Genomic DNA, 16,597 nt, shown 5'->3' with positions numbered 1-16,597 from the left:
GTGCTTGACCAGTGGATCAGGCGACGGTTGCGCGCCGTTGCCTGGAAGCAATGGAAGTATGGACCCGCTCGCTTTGCCGAGTTGCGACGCCGCGGCGTCGGCCGGGATCTGGCGGCGCAAACCGCCGGCAGCCCACGTGGCCCTTGGCGGCTCGCGAACAGCCCCGCGCTCACCATTGCTCTGCCAAACGGCTTCTTTGCCTCACTCGGCTTGGCTTCCGTCGCGGCACGGCGACCCGCATAATCCGCTGAACCGCCGGATACGGACCCGTATGTCCGGTGGTGTGGGAGGGGCGGAGCCGCGAGGCTTCCCCCTATCCCGATTTCAATCGTTGCGCCGCCTATTCCGGCTGGCCGATGCTGACCTTCAGCGTGCCGACGCCGTCGACGCCGCATTCGAGCTTGTCGCCGGGCTGGAGCTGCGACACGCCGGCCGGCGTACCGGTCATGATGATGTCGCCGGCGGCGAGCTTCACCTGCTGGGACAGCTGCCAGATCGTCTCCGGCACGTTCCAGATCATCTGCTCGAGGTCGCCCGTCTGGGCTTCCTTGCCGTTGACCGTGAGCCAGATCCTGCCCTTGGTGGGATGGCCGATCTTCGAGGCCGGCTGCAATGCCGAGGCAGGCGCCGAGCCGTCGAACGACTTGCCGATCTCCCAGGGGCGCTCCTTCTTGCGCGAGGCGATCTGCAGGTCGCGGCGGGTGAGGTCGATGCCGACGGCATAGCCGTAGACGTGGTCCAGCGCCTTCTCGGCGGGAATGTTGAGGCCACCGCTCTTCAGCGCGACGATCAGCTCGACCTCGTGATGCAGGTCCTTGGTCAGCGGCGGATAGGGAATGGTGGCGCCATCGGGCACCAGCATGTCGGCATGCTTGGCGAAGAAGAACGGCGGGGCGCGCTCGTCATTGCCCATCTCGCGGATGTGCTCGAGATAGTTGCGGCCGACGCACCAGATGCGGCGCACCGGAAAACGGCCGCTCTCCCCGACGACGGGAAGCGAAGCCTGGGGCGGAAGCGGGATGACGTAGGAGGCGGCGTTCATGAAGCGGTCTCGCTGCTCTTGAGGTGGAGGGAACTCTATGCGGTTGCGCTGATCGGCGCCAGAGCGCCGGCGTCGCGATGTTGCAGGCGGAAGAACGAAGCGTAGCGCCCGCCGCGGCGCAGCAGCTCGTCGTGGCGGCCCTGCTCGACGATCTCGCCGCCCTCGACCACCAGGATGGCGTCGGCGTGCATGATGGTGTGCAGTCGGTGCGCGATCACGATGGTGGTGCGGTTCTGGCAGAGATGCTCGATCGCCTCCTGCACCTGCCGCTCGGATTCGGAATCGAGCGCGGCGGTGGCTTCATCGAGCAGGATGATCGGTGCGTTCTTGAGCAGCGCGCGCGCCACCGCGATGCGCTGGCGCTGGCCGCCGGAGAGCTGCGTGCCGTGCTCGCCGACCGGCGTGTCGTAGCCGAGCGGGAAGCCCATGATGAAATCATGCGCGCAGGCCGCTTTCGCGGCCTCGATGATCTCGCCCTCGCTCGCGCCCGGCTTGCCGAAGGCGATGTTACTGCGGATGGTGTCGCGGAACAGATAGACGTCCTGGCCGACATAGGCGGTCTGGGCGCGCAGCGATTTGCGCGAGACCGAAGAGATCGGCTGGCCGTCGATCACGATGTCGCCTTGCGTCACCTCGTAGAAGCGCAAGAGCAGCGCCAGCACGGTCGACTTGCCGCCGCCGGAGGGGCCGACCAGCGCGGTGACCTTGCCGGGCTCGGCGGTGAAGCTCATGCGGTTGAGGATGGTCTCATTGGCGCGATAGGAGAAGCTGACGTCGCGCAGCTCGATCCGTGCGTCGGTGAGCTTCAAGGCGGGCTTGTCGTCGTCGGACTGCTCACTCGCCGGGCTGTCGACGACCTCGAGCAGCATGCGCGCGCCGACGAGCTGGCTGTTGAGGTCGATGTTGAGCCGCGCCAGCCGCTTGGCCGGCTCGGTCGCCATCAGGAACGCGGTCATGAAGGAGAAGAACGCGCCTGGCGTGGCGTTGAGCGCGACCACGGCATAGCCGCCGTACATCAGGCAGCCGGCAACCGCGAAACCGCCGAGCATCTCCATCAGTGGGTTGGAGCGGTTGGCGACGCGGGCCATCTTGTTGGCGTTGCGCTCGACGATCGCGATGTTCTCGTCGATGCGCTTCTGCATGGTGTCTTCGAGCGTGAACGCCTTGACGGTGCGGATGCCCTGCAACGATTCCTGCATCGTCTCCATGATGTCGGCGGTGCCGGTGAACTGGGTGAAGGCGAGGCCCTTGATGCGCTTGACCAGCTTGCGCAGCACCAGCATCGCCGGCGGCACCGCGACGAGGCCGATGAACGACATCAGCGGATCCTGCCACACCATCACGCCGATCATGGCGAGCAGCATCAAGAGGTCGCGCCCGATGGCATTGACCAGCATGTTGAGCACGTCGGTGATGGATTTTGCGCCGGCCGTCAGCCGCGCCAGGAACTCGGAGGAGTGCCGCTCGGAAAAGAAGCCGACGCTCTCGCGCATCAGTTTCGCGAACAGCTGGCGCTGGTTGGTGGCGAGGATCGCGTTACTGATCTTGGTCAGGATCACCATGTGGCCGTAGGTCGCCACGCCCTTGATGAAGAGCAGGACCACCGTGATCCCCGAGAACATCGCGATGCCCGGGATGTTCTTGTCGACATAGGCTTGGTTGATGACCTGGCCGAGCACATAGGTCGCGCCCGCGGTCGATCCGGCGGCAAGCGCCATCAGCGCGAAGGCGACGAGGTAGCGCCGCCAGTAGACGACCCCTTGTTCCGTGACCAGGCGGCGAATCAGGACCGCTGCCGCATAGGGATCGTCGGTGATTTTCTTTGGAAACTGGGCCATCCGTAGTCCATTGACGGCGCAGGACAAAGCCTGCCCGCGCGTCAGGGATCGATGGGCCTCTGTGCCCGCTCAAGCGGGGTTTTTCAAGCCCAATTAAGGGCTTGCGTCCGGACGGAATCTAGGCCGAGACGGCCTGGCGGAGTTCGCCATGGCGGTCGCGGAACAGCTTGTCCTCCCAGGCCAGCGCATGGGCTGCGATGGTCTCGAGGTCGTCATATTGCGGCTTCCAGTCGAGCAGGCCGCGGATGCGGCTGGTGTCGGCGACCATGGTCATGATGTCGCCGGAACGGCGCGGGGCGTACTGGACGGCGAAGCTGCGGCCGGACACCCGGCGCACGGCGTCGATGGTCTCCAGCACCGAATAGCCGCGGCCATAGCCGCAATTCAGCGTGGTCGAGGCGCCGCCGTTGCGCAGGTAAGCGAGTGCCGAGCGATGGGCCTGCGACAGGTCCGTGACGTGGATGAAGTCGCGGATGCAGCTGCCGTCGGGGGTCGGATAGTCGGTGCCGAACACGTCAATCTTGGCGCGCTGGCCGGTCGCGGCCTCGACCGCGATCTTGAGCAGATGCGTGGCGCCGACGGTGGCAAGCCCGATGCGCGCCTGCGGATCGGCGCCGGCGACGTTGAAATAGCGCAACGTCACGTACTGCATGCCGTAGGCGGCGGCGACGTCGTGCAGCATGATCTCGGTCATCAGCTTCGAGGAGCCGTAAGGCGACAGCGGCCGCGTCGGCGCGTGCTCGGGCACCGGCACCTGGTCCGGATTGCCGTAGACCGCCGCGGTCGAGGAAAAGATGAAGCGGCCAATGCCGCGCTTGACGGCGACGTTGAGCAGATTACGCGCGGTCGTGAAATTGTTGCGGTAGTAGCCGAGCGGATCGCGCATCGAATCCGGCACGACAACGGAGCCGGCGAAATGGATGATGCTCTCGATGTTGTGCTGGGCGATCACGCCTTCGAGCAGGTTCTCGTCGCCGGCATCGCCAATGAACAGCGGCACGCCTTCCGGCAAATACGCGGAGAAGCCGGTGGAGAGATCGTCGATCACGACGACGTCCTCGCCGGCCTCCGCCAGCGCCAGGACCGTATGACTTCCGATATAACCGGCGCCGCCGGTGACTAGCACAGTCATGGTCTCACCCGTCCTCGATCAACGCGCAAAGTTAGCGCTTGCGTGGTGAAGAGGGGGTATCGGCGGCCCTGAACTGGTCACTATGCTTAATGTTGCGTATAGGGACCTTTCGAAACGGAGCATGACGTGGCGAATTCCCAGGGCGATCTGCAAGTGATCGTGCCAAATCTGCACAGGCGCTATTCCGGGGTCACCGCGACCAACCGGATGGTGGCGCCGCGGCTGGCGAAACTGTATCGCGCCGCCTGGTTCGGCTCGGATGCGCCGGAGGGGATCGCGCGGCTGAGCGGCGCTGATTTCCTGCATTTGTGGCGCCGCAAGGCGCCGCTGATTTGGCACGCGCGCCGCAACAACGAGATGATCGCGGGCGTCGTGCTGCGCGCGCTCGGCTGGCCGCTGAAACTCGTGTTCACCTCGGCGGCGCAGCGGCATCACTCATGGATCACGCGCTGGCTGATCCGGCGCATGGACGCGATCATCGCGACGAGCGATATCTCGGCCTCGTTCCTGAAGGTGAAGGCGACGGTGATCCCGCACGGCGTCGACACCGACGTCTACGCGCCGCCGATCGATCGCGCGGCGGCCTTCGCGGAAGCCGCGCTGCCGGGCCGCTACGCCATCGGCTGCTTCGGCCGTGTGCGCGCGCAGAAGGGCACAGACGTGTTCGTCGATGCGATGTGCCGCTTGCTGCCGCGCTACCCCGATTTCACAGCCGTCATCGTCGGCCAGGTCACGCCGGAGCAGACGCCCTTTGCCAATGACCTGAAGAAGCGCATCGAAGCAGCCAACCTGCAATCGCGCATCGTCATCACCGGCGAGTTGCCGATCGAAGCGGTGCAGCGCTGGTATCAGCGGCTGACCATCTACGCCTTCACCTCACGCAACGAAGGTTTTGGTTTGACGCTGATCGAGGCGATGGCGGCGGGCAGTGCACTCGTCGCCGCGCGCGCCGGCGCAGCCGAGCTCGTCGTCGAGGATGGTGTCACCGGCGTGCTGATCCCGACGGGCGATGCCGACGCGCTCGCGGCTGCGCTCGAGCCGCTGATGCGCGACGTGGCCGCTGCCACGCTGATGGGCGAGCGCGGGCGGGCGCGGGTGCTCGAAAAATTCAGCCTCGATGCGGAAGCGGCGCGGATCGGCGAGGTCTATCGGTCGCTGCTCTGAGCTTCCATTTTCGCCACTGCGGACAAAAAACTCGAAAAACAACCCCATGCACAGTAGCCGGGGATAAGGGAATCAATGGCTTGGCGGCCGACACGATTGATTGCTGATTTTACGAAATCGATTTGACCCGTCGGGCAAAACAGTGGCAGGATGTCACCATGGGCGCGAGCCTCGCCGGCCTCACGTCTCTGCCCGCGCTCCCGCCTCCCTCAGCACCCGCTGCGCAATCCCCACCACCTCGCTGGCCGCAATGTCCCGCATGCAGCGGTGGTCGTTCATCTTGCAGATCGTGCTCTGGCAGGGCTGGCACGACAGCACGCTCTTGTCCTGGACCACGGTCGCGGCGAGGCCGTTGAGGGGGGCCCAAAGATAGGGGCTGGTCGGGCCGAAGATGCCCATGGTGGGGGTGCCGAGCGCGGCGGCGATGTGCATCAGGCCGGAATCGTTGGAGATCGCGACGCCCGCCGCGGCCACGGCCAGCACGCCGTTGCGCAGATCGTTGCCGGTGAGATCGCGGACCTTGGGGCCGCCGGCGGCGACGATCTCCTGGGCGAGGCCCTTTTCGGCGGGGCCGCCGACCACCCAGACCTCGAGCCCGCGCTCGACCAGCAGGCGGGCGGCCTCGGGATAGTAGGTCCAACGCTTGGAGACGCCGACCGAGCCGGGGGCGAGCGCAACCGCTGCGCCGGCGCTGAGGCCGTTGGCCTGCCGCCAGCGCGCGATTTCCTCGCTGGGAACGCGCAATTGCGGCACCGGCCATTCCGGCGGCAGGGGGGCGCCATCGGGCTGGGCAAGGGCGGCATTCTTGTCGATGAAGCGGGGCAGCTTCTTCTCGCCCCAGCGCCAGCGGTTGAGCAACCCGAACCGGAACTCGCCGACGAAGCCGACCCGTTCCGGGATACCGGCCAGCGCCGGCGCGATGGCCGCCTTCCAGGTCCGGGGCAGCACCAGGGCGGTGCCGTAGTTCCGTTTCCGAAGGAGTTTGGCCAAGCCGAACTGCCGGCCGACGGCCAGCCGGCTGCGCGGCAGGTCCCAGACGATCCCCTCCCGCACGCCGGGCATGTAATCGACCAGCGGGGCGCACAGGGATGTGGTCAGGAGATCGACCGGCCGGTTCGGCCAGCGCTCCTTCAGGACCCGCACCACGGTGTGATTCCGGACGAAATCGCCGATCCACATGTAGGGAATGATCAGAATCGGGCGGGTGTCGTCCCGATCTGTATCTTCACTAAGTTGCGAATCTTGGTTCATTCGTTAATAGGGCCGAAGGCGAGCTGATGTGGCGGTTCGGTTAGCCGCTCCGGGCCGGGACGTAAAGCAGGCAGTGCGCGAGTCCAAAGCGGCTGCCCAAAATGCTTACACTTTGGCGGATGATGCGCTACGGCAGGATCGGACCTTAAGAAAATCGGGCAGGTAGGTGGAATGTTGCTGGTGACCGGCGGGGCCGGTTTTATCGGATCGAATGTCGTGGCCGCGCTGAATGACGCCGGCCGCAGCGACGTCGTTGTGTGCGACCTGCTCGGCCATGACGGCAAGTGGCGGAACCTGGCCAAGCGCCAGCTTGTGGATATCGTCCCGCCGGCCGAGCTGCTCGACTGGCTGAAGGGCCGCAAGCTCGATGCCGTGATCCATCTCGGGGCGATCTCCGCGACCACCGCGACCGACGGCGACCACGTGTTCGAGACCAATTTCCGGATGTCGATGCGCCTGCTGGACTGGTGCACGGCGGGCGCCGTGCCGTTCATCTACGCCTCCTCGGCAGCGACCTATGGCGACGGCGAGGCCGGCTTTGGCGACGACGCCTCGCTGCCGGCCCTGAAAAAACTGCGGCCGATGAATCTCTACGGCTGGAGCAAGCACATGTTCGATCTCGCGGTCGCCGGGCGCGTGGCGAACGGCGATCCGCTCCCGCCGCAATGCGTGGGCTTGAAATTCTTCAACGTGTTCGGCCCGAACGAATACCACAAGGGCTCGATGATGAGCGTGCTGGCGCGCCGCTTCGACGACGTCAAAGCGGGCCGCGTCGTGCAGCTGTTCAAGTCGCATCGCGAGGGCATCGCCGACGGCGACCAGCGCCGCGACTTCATCTATGTCGACGACGTCGTGCGCGTCATCATGTGGCTGCTGGCCAAGCCCGCCGTCTCCGGGCTCTTCAATGTCGGAACCGGCAAGGCGCGCAGCTTCAAGGATCTGATGCTGGCGGCCTATGCCGCGCTCGGTACCAGGCCCAACATCGAATACATCGACATGCCGGAGAACATCCGCGGCGCTTATCAGTACTTCACCCAGAGCGAGGTCGATCGCCTCTGCCGCGCCGGCTATAACGGCGGCTTCACGACACTCGAGGACGCGGTGAAAGCCTATGTCGGGGACTATCTCGACCGGCCCGACCGTTTCCGCTGAGGCTTTTTGATCATGGCGACGCCCATTCTCGATTTCGACGCGCTTGCGCAAACGATCTCAGCCCGCACGGTGCTCTGCATCGGTGACATCATGCTGGACGAGTTCGTCTATGGTGAGGTGTCGCGGATCTCGCCGGAAGCGCCGACGCCGGTCATCGCCGCCCAGCGCAGCGAGATCCATATCGGCGGCGCCGGCAATGTCGCACGCAATATCGCTTCGCTCGGCGCGCGCTGCATTTTCGTCGGCCTCGTCGGCGATGACGATGCGGGCAAGCGGCTCGCATCGGCGCTGGCCGAACATGCCGGCATCGAAAGCGTGCTGGTGTGCGATCCGTCGCGACCGACCACGCGAAAAGTCCGCTTCGTCTCCGAGCATTTTTCCACGCACATGCTGCGCGCGGACTGGGAGCAGGCGGTCGCGGCCTCCGACGCGGTCGAGACCGAGCTGATCGAGGCGATCCTGCCGCAGATCGCGCGCGCCGACATCGTGCTGCTGTCCGACTACGCCAAGGGCGTGCTGACCGCGCGCGTGATCCGCCACACCATCGATGCCGCGCGAAAGCTCGGCAAGTCCGTGATCGTCGATCCCAAGAGCCTGAACTGGGCGATCTATCGCGGCGCGACGCTGCTCACGCCCAATCGCAAGGAGTTTGCGGAAGCCACCCGCAGCCGCGCCGACACCCCGCAAAGCATCGTCGATGCCAGCGAGGACGTGATGCGGCTCGCCGATTGCGAGGCGATCCTGGTCACGCAGGGCGAGCATGGCATGACGCTGGTGCCGCGTGGCGGCGGGTTCGTCCACGTTCCTGCCGTTCCCGTGAAGGTGCGCGACGTCTCCGGCGCGGGTGACACCGTCGCCGCCGCGCTTGCGGTCTCGCTCGCGGCGGGCGCGGACTGGGACACGGCGCTGCGCGTGGCCAACGCCGCCGCCGCCGTCGCCGTCGGCAAGCAGGGCACTGCCAGCGCCAGCGCGGCCGAGCTGCGGCGCAAGATATTGCCGCACGCTTATCTCGCGGCCGAGGAGAAGATCGTGCTCGAGCCTGATACGCTCGACGCGCAGCTCGCCGAATGGCGCCGGCAGGACCTCCGCGTCGGCTTCACCAACGGCTGTTTCGACATCCTGCATCCCGGCCACGTCAAGGTGCTGACCGCGGCGCGTGCCGCCTGCGACCGCCTGATCGTCGGGCTCAACAGCGACGCCTCGGTGCGACGGCTGAAGGGCGCCGATCGCCCGGTCCAGGACGAGCGCGCGCGCGCCGAGGTGCTCGCCGCACTCGAAGCGGTCGATCTCGTCGTCATCTTCGAGGAGGACACGCCGATCGAGCTGATCACCCGGATCAAGCCGAGCGCTCTGGTGAAGGGCGGCGACTACACCCGCGAGCAGGTGGTCGGCCACGAGGTGGTCGAGGCCGCGGGCGGCGTGGTCGTGCTGGTCGACATCCTCCAGGGTTTCAGCACGACGGCGCTGGTGCATCGCGCGCGGGGAGGGGCCAAGTGACTGCTCAAGTGACAGGTCAGGCGACGACGCTGGCCCGGGAGACGGCGGGCCAGATGCTGTCGCGCCGCTTGCGCAGCCCGGCAGCCTGGAGCGAGACCGTCGACCTGTTTGCCATCCTGACCGCGGCCTCGCTGCCCTGGTCGACGTCGCTGGCGGGGATCTTCAACGCCCTGATGCTCCTCTGCATGGTGCCGTTCCTCGACGTCCGCGCCTTCCTGCAATCGCTGAAGCGGCCGATCTGCATTGCGCCGATCGCGCTGGTGGTGCTCGCGCTGGTCGGAACGCTGTGGTCGGATGCGGCCTGGGGCGCGCGCTTCTATGCCGTCAATCCGACCGTCAAGCTGCTCGTGCTGCCGGTCCTGCTCTACCATTTCGAGCGTTCTTCGCGTGGACGCTGGATCTTCGTCGCCTTCCTGGTGTCCTGCGGGCTGCTGTCGGTGATGTCCTGGCTGGTCGCCTTCTACCCGAACCTCGCGCTCAAGACCGATCCGCCCGAGCGCGGCATCTTCGTCAAGAACTATATCGACCAGAGCCAGGAATTCGCACTGTGCGCGGTCGCGCTCGCCTATCCGGTCGTGATGCTGCTGCGCAAGAAGCGCTACTGGCTCGCAGGGCTGCTCACCGCGCTGGCACTGAGCTTCTTCGTCAACATGGCTTTCGTGGTGGTGTCGCGCACCGCGCTCGTCACCGTTCCGATCATGTTCGGTGTGTTCGCGCTGCTGCATTTGAGCTGGCGCAGCATCGCGATCATCTCGGCCGCTCTGGTCGCCGGGGCGTTTCTCGCCTGGCAGGCCTCGCCGCAATTGCGCAGGACCGCCGACACCTTTGCCAGCGACTACACGCGCTATGTGGAGAAGGGCGAGCCGACCTCGGCGGGCCTGCGGCTGGAATTCTGGCGGAAATCGCTCGGCTTCTTCGCGGAGGCGCCGATCAAGGGGCACGGGACGGGTTCGACGCGCGGATTGTTCGAGCGGGCTGCGACACCCGGGGTCCAGTACCAGGCCTCCGCCGAGGTGATCGGCAACCCGCATAACCAGACGCTGAACGTCGCCGTGCAATGGGGCATCATCGGCATCGCCATTCTCTACGCGATCTGGATCCTTCATCTGCGCTTGTTTCGAGGCGACAGCCTCGCCAGCTGGGTCGGCCTGCTGGTCGTGGTGCAGAACGTCTTCACCTCGCTGCTCAACTCCCATCTGTTCGATTTTCACGAGGGCTGGATGTATGTCATCGGCGTCGGCGTTGCCGGCGGCATGGTGATCCGGGCACAACAGGCCGAGGCGAAGATGGGGGAAGCCGGTTCCTGAGCGGCCGCGCGGCTGGCAAGTCCCGTTAAGATGGGCTATCAGCGCGGTCAGGTTGCACCCAACGGGATATTCATCGGTCGGCGGATGACGCGTCTTTCGCATCTCACCTTGCGCAATTTTCTGATCGCGCTCCACGACCTGCTGGCGACCACGGCGGCGCTGTTCGCCGCGTTCTACCTGCGTTTCGAGGGCGGCGAAGGCTTCTACGACCGCCTGCCGCTGCTGTTCCAGATCCTGCCCTACTTCCTCGCCTTCAGCGTGGTCGTATTCTTCGTCTTCAACCTGACGACGACGAAATGGCGCTTCATCTCGCTGCCGGACGCGCTGAACATCATCCGCGTCGCGAGTGTGCTGACGGTGGCCCTGCTCGTGCTGGACTACGTCTTCGTCGCCCCCAATGTCCGCGGCGCCTTCTTCCTCGGCAAGGTGACGATCGTCCTCTACTGGTTTCTCGAGATCTCGTTCCTCAGCGCGCTGCGCATGACTTATCGCTACTTCCGCTACACGCGGGTGCGGCGTCATGCCCGCACCGACGATGCAGCGCCGACGCTGCTGATCGGACGCGCCGCGGATGCCGAGGTGCTGTTGCGCGGGATCGAGAGCGGGGCGATCAAGCGGATCTGGCCGGTCGGCGTGTTGTCGCCGTCGAGCTCGGATCGCGGCCAGCTGATCCGCAACGTGCCGGTGCTCGGCGGCATCGACGACGTCGAGGACGTCATCGCCGACTTCGCCAAGCGCAACAAGCCGATCGCGCGTCTGGTGATGACACCGTCGGCGTTCGAGCCGGAGGCGCATCCGGAATCGGTCCTGATGCGGGCGCGCAAGCTGGGTGTGATCGTCAACCGCATGCCTTCGCTGGAGAGCGGCGATACGCCGCGCCTCACGGCCGTCGCGGTCGAGGACCTCCTGCTGCGGCCGAGCGAGAAGATCGACTATGCGCGCCTCGAAGCCCTGATCAGGGGCAAGGCGGTGATCGTCACCGGCGGCGGCGGCTCGATCGGTTCCGAGATCTGCGAGCGCGTCGTCGCCTTCGGCGCCGCGCGCCTGCTGATCGTGGAAAATTCCGAGCCGGCGCTCTACGCGGTCACGGAGGCGCTTGCCGCGCATGGCGCGACCGCCGCGATCGAAGGGCGGATCGCCGACATCCGCGACCGCGAGCGCATCATGCGCCTGATGGCCGAGTTCAAGCCTGACATCGTGTTCCACGCCGCGGCGCTGAAGCACGTGCCGATCCTCGAGCGCGACTGGAGCGAGGGCGTCAAGACCAACATCTTCGGCTCGATCAACGTGGCCGATGCCGCGCACGCCGCCGGCGCCGAGGGCATGGTGATGATCTCGACCGACAAGGCGATCGAGCCGGTGTCGATGCTCGGCCTCACCAAGCGCTTCGCCGAGATGTACTGCCAGGCGCTCGACCACGATCTTGCCGCAGGCAGCAGCAGTGCCAGGCCACCGATGCGGCTGATCTCGGTCCGCTTCGGCAACGTGCTGGCCTCGAACGGCTCGGTGGTGCCGAAATTCAAGGCCCAGATCGAGGCCGGCGGCCCGGTGACGGTCACTCATCCCGACATGGTCCGCTACTTCATGACCATCCGCGAGGCCTGCGACCTCGTCATCACGGCGGCAACGCATGCGCTCGGAACGCAGCGTCCCGATGTCTCGGTCTACGTGCTCAACATGGGCCAGCCAGTGAAGATCGTCGATCTCGCCGAGCGCATGATCCGCCTCTCCGGCCTGCAGCCGGGCTACGACATCGAGATCGTGTTCACCGGCATGCGGCCGGGCGAGCGGCTGCACGAGATCCTGTTCGCCTCCGAGGAGCCGACCCGCGAGATCGGCGTCGCCGGCATCATGGCGGCGCAGCCAAACGAGCCGCCGATGCAGACGCTGCGCAAATGGATCACAGCACTTGAGCAGGCGATCGCCCGCGACGATCGCGCCACGATCAGGACGATCCTGAAGGATGCGGTCCCGGAATTCGGGTCGACCGCGGCCTGATCATGCAGCCGCAAGACAAGATCGCTGGCAAGGTCGTCGTCGCGAGCCAGCATTATCCGCCGGATCCGAGCACGACCGCGGCGATCATGGCGGAGATCGCCTGCCGGATCGCGGCCGGTCACGAGGTTGTCGTGCTGTCGGGCTCGCCAGGCGCACTGCCAGCCTCGCAGACCGGTCCCGGAAAGCCGCGCGTCGTCGCGATCAAGAACCGGATGGCGGGCAAGGCGGCGCTGGTGCGGCGCGGGGTGTCCGAACTGCTGTTCGTGGCGCGCACATTCTTTTCCTTGATGCGGGAGCTTAAGGCAGGTGACGTCGTGCTCACCGTCACGGCGCCGTTCATGCTGCCCTATGCCGTCGCCGCCGCGGCAAGGCTCAAGGGCGCGCGCTCCGCGCTGATCATGCACGACCTCTTTCCCGACGTGCTGGTGATGGCGGGCCTGCTGAAGTCGGGCTCGATCGTGACGCGGACGATGCGCTTCGCCAACAGCCTGATGTTCCGTGCGCTCAACGCCGTCATCACCATCGGCCGCGATGCCGAGCGGCCGCTCTTGACCTATTCCGGCATGAGACGGAACAAGATCCGCTTCATCCCGAACTGGGCGACGCTGGTGCCCGGGCCGCGTCCGCTGTCGCAGGACAATCCGTTCCGCAAAGCGATTCCCGCGCGTTTCGTCGTCGGCCTGTCGGGCAATCTCGGCTTCACCCATGATCCGGAGATCGTGTTCGAGGCGGCGCGCCTGCTCAAGGACGAGCCGGACATCCACTTCCAGCTGTCCGGCTGGGGCATCGGCTTCGCACGGCTGAAGCAGTTGCAGGCGGAAGCAAACCTGCCCAATGTGTCCTTCGTGGCACGGGTCGAAGACGCCGAGCTCGAGGCGTTTCTGGCGTCGGCCAATCTCTGGATCATTCCATACCGGAAGGACGTTGCGGGGGTGTCGGTGCCGAGCCGGTTCTACAATCTGCTGGCGGTCGGCCGTCCTGTGGCACTGGTCTCGGAGCCGGAGGCCGAGGCCGCGTTGACGGTGGTGGAGAACGGGCTCGGCTGGGTCGTGACGCCGGGCCGCGCCGATCAGCTTGCAGACGCAATCCGCGCGGCCTCCCGTTCCGACGATGCTGCCATGGCGGAGCGTGCGGTGAAGGCGGCGGCGAGGTTCGATCGCGCCACCGCGATGAACGCCTATGCCGCTCTGGTCGACGAATTGTTGCGCAACCCGGACCTTTCGGAGCAACGATGAGCGAACGGAAACCGGTCGTGCTGGTGACAGGAGCGAGCGGCTTTGTCGGCCGTCATGTCGTGCCCGCGCTCGCGCGCGCCGGCTGGTCGGTGCGCCGCGCGGTGCGCAGCTCTGAAGGCGCCGAGGACGAGGTCGTGATCGAGACGATCGGTCCCGACACCAACTGGCAGACGGCGCTCGAAGGCGTCGACGCCGTCGTCCATCTCGCCGCGCGCGTGCATCACAAGCACGAGGAGCACGCCGTTCAGCTCTACCGCAACGTCAACATCGCCGGCACGCTGCATCTGGCGCGCTCGGCGGCGACGGCCGGCGTGCGCCAGTTCATCTTCGTCAGCACCGTGCTCGTGCACGGTCGCAGCAACGACGGCCGTGCCCCCTTCAGCGAGGACGATATCCTGACGCCGCGCGGCCTCTACGGCATGTCCAAGGCCGCGGCCGAGGCGGGCCTCCGGACGCTGGCGCGCGACGGCGCCATGAAGATCTCGGTGATCAGGCCGCCGCTGGTCTATGGTGCCGGCGCCAAGGGCAATTTCGCGCTGCTGACGCGTGCGGTCAGCCTGGGACTGCCGCTGCCCTTTGCCGCGATCCGCAATCACCGCGCCTTCCTTGCCGTGCAGAACCTGTCCTCGTTCATCCTGCGCCGGCTCGCCCATCACGACCCCGCCAGCAATTTCGAGATCTTCCTGGTGGCCGACAGGGAACAGGTCTCGACGCCCGAATTCATCGAGCGCCTGGGCCGGGCCTCCGGCAAGGTCCCGCGTCTGTTCCGCATGCCGCCGGACCTGCTCGGCATGCTCCTCAACGTGATGGGACGGCAGGATACGCATGACAGCCTGATCGGCTCGCTCGAGCTCAACGTCTCCAAGGCGCTCGCAACCGGCTGGCTGCCGGAGGTCTCGCTCGACGAGGGCCTGCGGCTTGCGCTGTCGGCTCAGGAGCCTTGAGGGCGGGAGAAGCGCCGCAACACGAAGCCGACCGCGATCGCGCCGGCGAGCAGCGCGGGCAGCGTGACCGCCATCGTCGCGGCGCGAACGGCTAGGATCGCCAGCCCCGCGAGCACGAGGTTGAGCAGGAAGACTTCGCCGGTCACCCGGGACACCGAAAAGCCGTTGTCGGTCGCGCGCTGATAGAAATGCGAACGGTGCGCCGACCAGAACTGCTCGCGGCGCGCGATGCGCCGAAACAGCGTGATGGTGGCATCGGCGAGGTAATAGGCCGGCAGCAGCAGCGCCGCAGCCGCTTGCCCGTGCCAGGCGAGCTCGAGCAGGCACCAGCCGAGCAGGAGGCCGATCGGCAGGCTGCCGACATCGCCCAAGAACACTTTTGCGACCGGCTTGTTGAAGGGCGCAAAGCCGAGCATGGCGCCGCACAGCGCGGTGGCAATCAGCGTTGCAGGCCCTGAGAGCTCGCCGAGCCATCCGAGCAGCAGCAGGGCCGCGGTGACCGGCACCACTTCCGCCACCGTCATCAGGTCGAGCCCGTCCATGAAGTTGACGAGGTTCACGAACCACACGCCGGCGAGCAGGATGAGTCCGCGCTCCAGTGCGAGAGGCATCGCAGGCACGATGCGCGCGGTCTCGGGCGCGGTGAACACGACGGCGCCGACGGTGGCTGCCTGCAGCACGAGCCGCACGGTCACCGGCAGCGAGACGATGTCGTCGGCAAATCCGACCAGCGCGATCGCGATTGTCGCAATGACCAGCGCCGGCGGGATCGCGACGTTCGCCCAAGCCGCCCATACGGCTGCGACCAGCAGCGTCGCCGATATCACCGCGATGCCGGCACCCTGGGGCGTCGGGACACGATGGGAGGACCGCGCATTCGGCCGCGCCAGCGCGTAGCGCTGGAGCAGGGGGCGGCTGGTCCAGGTGACGACGGCCGATATCAGCGCGGCAATCGCCAGGGCAAGCAGCGCGGGCACGGCGGCAACGGCTTCGGTGGCCAGGTTCACTCCGGCACTCCGATCGGCGCCGAGCCTTGCGCGGCTTTCTCCGCGCTCAGGATCCAGACGAGGCCACCGACTGCGCCGACGATGAAGTACACCGCGCCGAACAGCAGCGAGATGTTGACGCCCTCGTTGGCGGCAAGTCCCGCGAAGCCGAAGGCGAGGCCCATGGTGGCCTCGCGCACGCCCCAGCCCGCGATCGAGATCGGCATCATCGTGATCAGCATCACCGGCGGCACGAGCTGGAACACGTCGTTGAAGCCGACGGGAGCAGCGATCGACTGCACGACGCACCAGGCGATGACGACGGTGAGCACATGTACGGCGAGCGAGAGAATCGAGACGATCGGTCCGCGCGTGCGGCTGAAGATCACGCGGTTCGCAATCACGGCGCAGGCGTGGATGTGATGCGTGGCCCACCAGGTCTTCAGCCAGCGCCATTTCAGCGCGCCGAACACCAGGAAGCCGAGACCGCCCGCGAGCGCGGCGAGGTCGACCAGCAGCAGCGCCGAGCGTCCGTGCGGATCGGTGATGAGGGCGTAGCTCCAGGGCAGGCTCGCGACGATGAGGATCGCGAGCGCGATCAGGCCGATCGCGCGGTCGACGAAGATCGAGTAGGTCGCCGCGCGCCAGCCGGCACCGGCGCGCGCGACCAGCCACAGGCGGACCGCATCGCCGCCGATCGCGGAGGGCAGGGTCTGGTTGAAGAACGAGCCGATCACGTTGTAGCGCATCGCGCGGGCGAGCTCGAGCGGCGCACCGCATGCGGCGCTGATCTCGCGCCAGCGCAGCACGCCGACGAAGATCTGCAGGAACGTGATCGCGATCGCGAGGCCGATCCAGAACAGGCTGGTCACGGTGAAACGCGAAAACAGTTCGGACAGATCGACCTTGCGCAGCGCCAGGTAGAGCAGCGCCGCGGAAATCAGGATCTTGGCCGCAGAAAGCAGGATTCGGCGCATCTCGCCCGCATGTACTGGGTTTGCGAAGATTGTGGCAACCCGACGCGAGGCGCCGAATTCGGCCGCTTTGGTAT

13 protein-coding genes are annotated in these 16,597 nt (G+C 66.5%); 7 read left to right on the top strand and 6 right to left on the bottom strand.

What is annotated here, in order from left to right:
- Window positions 1-340: 340 nt before the first annotated feature.
- From IQ16_RS26585 to galE, 3 genes are all read right to left on the bottom strand, one after another.
- The gene (locus tag IQ16_RS26585) at window positions 341-1,042 is read right to left on the bottom strand and encodes a fumarylacetoacetate hydrolase family protein (RefSeq protein ID WP_018642931.1); all 702 of its coding nucleotides are present in this window, start codon (window positions 1,040-1,042) and stop codon (window positions 341-343) included.
- Between the two features lie 35 nt (window positions 1,043-1,077).
- Entirely contained in the window at window positions 1,078-2,880 is a 1,803-nt protein-coding gene (locus IQ16_RS26580) for an ABC transporter ATP-binding protein (RefSeq protein ID WP_018642930.1), read from the bottom strand.
- Window positions 2,881-2,998: 118 nt separating this feature from the next.
- Window positions 2,999-4,012, bottom strand: coding sequence for a UDP-glucose 4-epimerase GalE (gene galE, locus IQ16_RS26575; RefSeq protein WP_018642929.1), 1,014 nt, complete (start codon window positions 4,010-4,012; stop codon window positions 2,999-3,001).
- Window positions 4,013-4,138: 126 nt separating this feature from the next.
- Here galE and IQ16_RS26570 point away from each other — a divergent pair, with 126 nt between their 5' ends.
- Window positions 4,139-5,176, top strand: coding sequence for a glycosyltransferase family 4 protein (locus IQ16_RS26570; protein ID WP_018642928.1), 1,038 nt, complete (start codon window positions 4,139-4,141; stop codon window positions 5,174-5,176).
- Window positions 5,177-5,356: 180 nt separating this feature from the next.
- On the opposite strand, the gene waaF is transcribed toward IQ16_RS26570, so the two are convergent.
- On the bottom strand, window positions 5,357-6,427 hold the full coding sequence (gene waaF, locus IQ16_RS26565) for a lipopolysaccharide heptosyltransferase II (protein ID WP_018642927.1): 1,071 nt from the start codon (window positions 6,425-6,427) through the stop codon (window positions 5,357-5,359).
- 171 nt (window positions 6,428-6,598) lie between these two features.
- On the opposite strand from waaF, the gene rfaD reads away from it, so the two are divergent.
- From rfaD to IQ16_RS26535, 6 genes are all read left to right on the top strand, one after another.
- Window positions 6,599-7,579, top strand: coding sequence for an ADP-glyceromanno-heptose 6-epimerase (gene rfaD, locus IQ16_RS26560; RefSeq protein ID WP_145831839.1), 981 nt, complete (start codon window positions 6,599-6,601; stop codon window positions 7,577-7,579).
- Between the two features lie 12 nt (window positions 7,580-7,591).
- Complete coding sequence (gene rfaE1, locus IQ16_RS26555; RefSeq protein WP_018642925.1) at window positions 7,592-9,076, top strand: D-glycero-beta-D-manno-heptose-7-phosphate kinase; 1,485 nt, start codon at window positions 7,592-7,594, stop codon at window positions 9,074-9,076.
- Window positions 9,077-9,129: 53 nt separating this feature from the next.
- The gene (locus tag IQ16_RS26550; RefSeq protein WP_035666378.1) at window positions 9,130-10,383 is read left to right on the top strand and encodes an O-antigen ligase family protein; all 1,254 of its coding nucleotides are present in this window, start codon (window positions 9,130-9,132) and stop codon (window positions 10,381-10,383) included.
- 84 nt (window positions 10,384-10,467) lie between these two features.
- Window positions 10,468-12,381 carry an SDR family NAD(P)-dependent oxidoreductase gene (locus IQ16_RS26545; RefSeq protein ID WP_026311978.1) on the top strand — a complete coding sequence of 638 codons (1,914 nt, stop codon included), beginning with the start codon at window positions 10,468-10,470 and terminating at the stop codon, window positions 12,379-12,381.
- A 2-nt stretch (window positions 12,382-12,383) separates the two neighbouring features.
- Window positions 12,384-13,616, top strand: coding sequence for a glycosyltransferase family 4 protein (locus IQ16_RS26540; protein WP_018642922.1), 1,233 nt, complete (start codon window positions 12,384-12,386; stop codon window positions 13,614-13,616).
- Complete coding sequence (locus tag IQ16_RS26535) at window positions 13,613-14,560, top strand: NAD-dependent epimerase/dehydratase family protein (protein ID WP_018642921.1); 948 nt, start codon at window positions 13,613-13,615, stop codon at window positions 14,558-14,560. Before IQ16_RS26540 ends, IQ16_RS26535 begins: the two co-directional genes overlap by 4 nt.
- Here the strand turns inward: IQ16_RS26535 and IQ16_RS26530 are convergent.
- Together IQ16_RS26530 and IQ16_RS26525 are read right to left on the bottom strand one after the other, a co-directional pair.
- Window positions 14,548-15,567 (bottom strand): MraY family glycosyltransferase, encoded by a 1,020-nt coding sequence (locus IQ16_RS26530; RefSeq protein ID WP_018642920.1) that lies wholly within the window; start codon window positions 15,565-15,567, stop codon window positions 14,548-14,550. The genes IQ16_RS26535 and IQ16_RS26530 overlap by 13 nt on opposite strands.
- Window positions 15,564-16,523, bottom strand: a complete 960-nt coding sequence (locus tag IQ16_RS26525) for a lysylphosphatidylglycerol synthase transmembrane domain-containing protein (protein WP_018642919.1) — start codon at window positions 16,521-16,523, stop codon at window positions 15,564-15,566. Before IQ16_RS26525 ends, IQ16_RS26530 begins: the two co-directional genes overlap by 4 nt.
- Window positions 16,524-16,597 lie beyond the last annotated feature (74 nt).

The organism is Bradyrhizobium huanghuaihaiense (assembly GCF_007830635.1).
GTDB lineage: Bacteria > Pseudomonadota > Alphaproteobacteria > Rhizobiales > Xanthobacteraceae > Bradyrhizobium > Bradyrhizobium huanghuaihaiense.
The sequence above is the reverse complement of the archived record's forward strand: the minus strand, read 5'-3'. Positions and strand labels throughout refer to the sequence as shown.

Excerpts from the sequence above, each read along its gene's own strand:
- IQ16_RS26585 (WP_018642931.1), bottom strand. The coding sequence starts at position 1,042 with ATGAACGCCGCCTCCTACGTCATCCCGCTTCCGCCCCAGGCTTCGCTT.
- IQ16_RS26580 (WP_018642930.1), bottom strand. The coding sequence starts at position 2,880 with ATGGCCCAGTTTCCAAAGAAAATCACCGACGATCCCTATGCGGCAGCG.
- galE (WP_018642929.1), bottom strand. The coding sequence starts at position 4,012 with ATGACTGTGCTAGTCACCGGCGGCGCCGGTTATATCGGAAGTCATACG.
- waaF (WP_018642927.1), bottom strand. The coding sequence starts at position 6,427 with ATGAACCAAGATTCGCAACTTAGTGAAGATACAGATCGGGACGACACC.
- rfaD (WP_145831839.1), top strand. The coding sequence starts at position 6,599 with ATGTTGCTGGTGACCGGCGGGGCCGGTTTTATCGGATCGAATGTCGTG.
- rfaE1 (WP_018642925.1), top strand. The coding sequence starts at position 7,592 with ATGGCGACGCCCATTCTCGATTTCGACGCGCTTGCGCAAACGATCTCA.
- IQ16_RS26550 (WP_035666378.1), top strand. The coding sequence starts at position 9,130 with ATGCTGTCGCGCCGCTTGCGCAGCCCGGCAGCCTGGAGCGAGACCGTC.
- IQ16_RS26545 (WP_026311978.1), top strand. The coding sequence starts at position 10,468 with ATGACGCGTCTTTCGCATCTCACCTTGCGCAATTTTCTGATCGCGCTC.
- IQ16_RS26540 (WP_018642922.1), top strand. The coding sequence starts at position 12,384 with ATGCAGCCGCAAGACAAGATCGCTGGCAAGGTCGTCGTCGCGAGCCAG.
- IQ16_RS26535 (WP_018642921.1), top strand. The coding sequence starts at position 13,613 with ATGAGCGAACGGAAACCGGTCGTGCTGGTGACAGGAGCGAGCGGCTTT.
- IQ16_RS26525 (WP_018642919.1), bottom strand. The coding sequence starts at position 16,523 with ATGCGCCGAATCCTGCTTTCTGCGGCCAAGATCCTGATTTCCGCGGCG.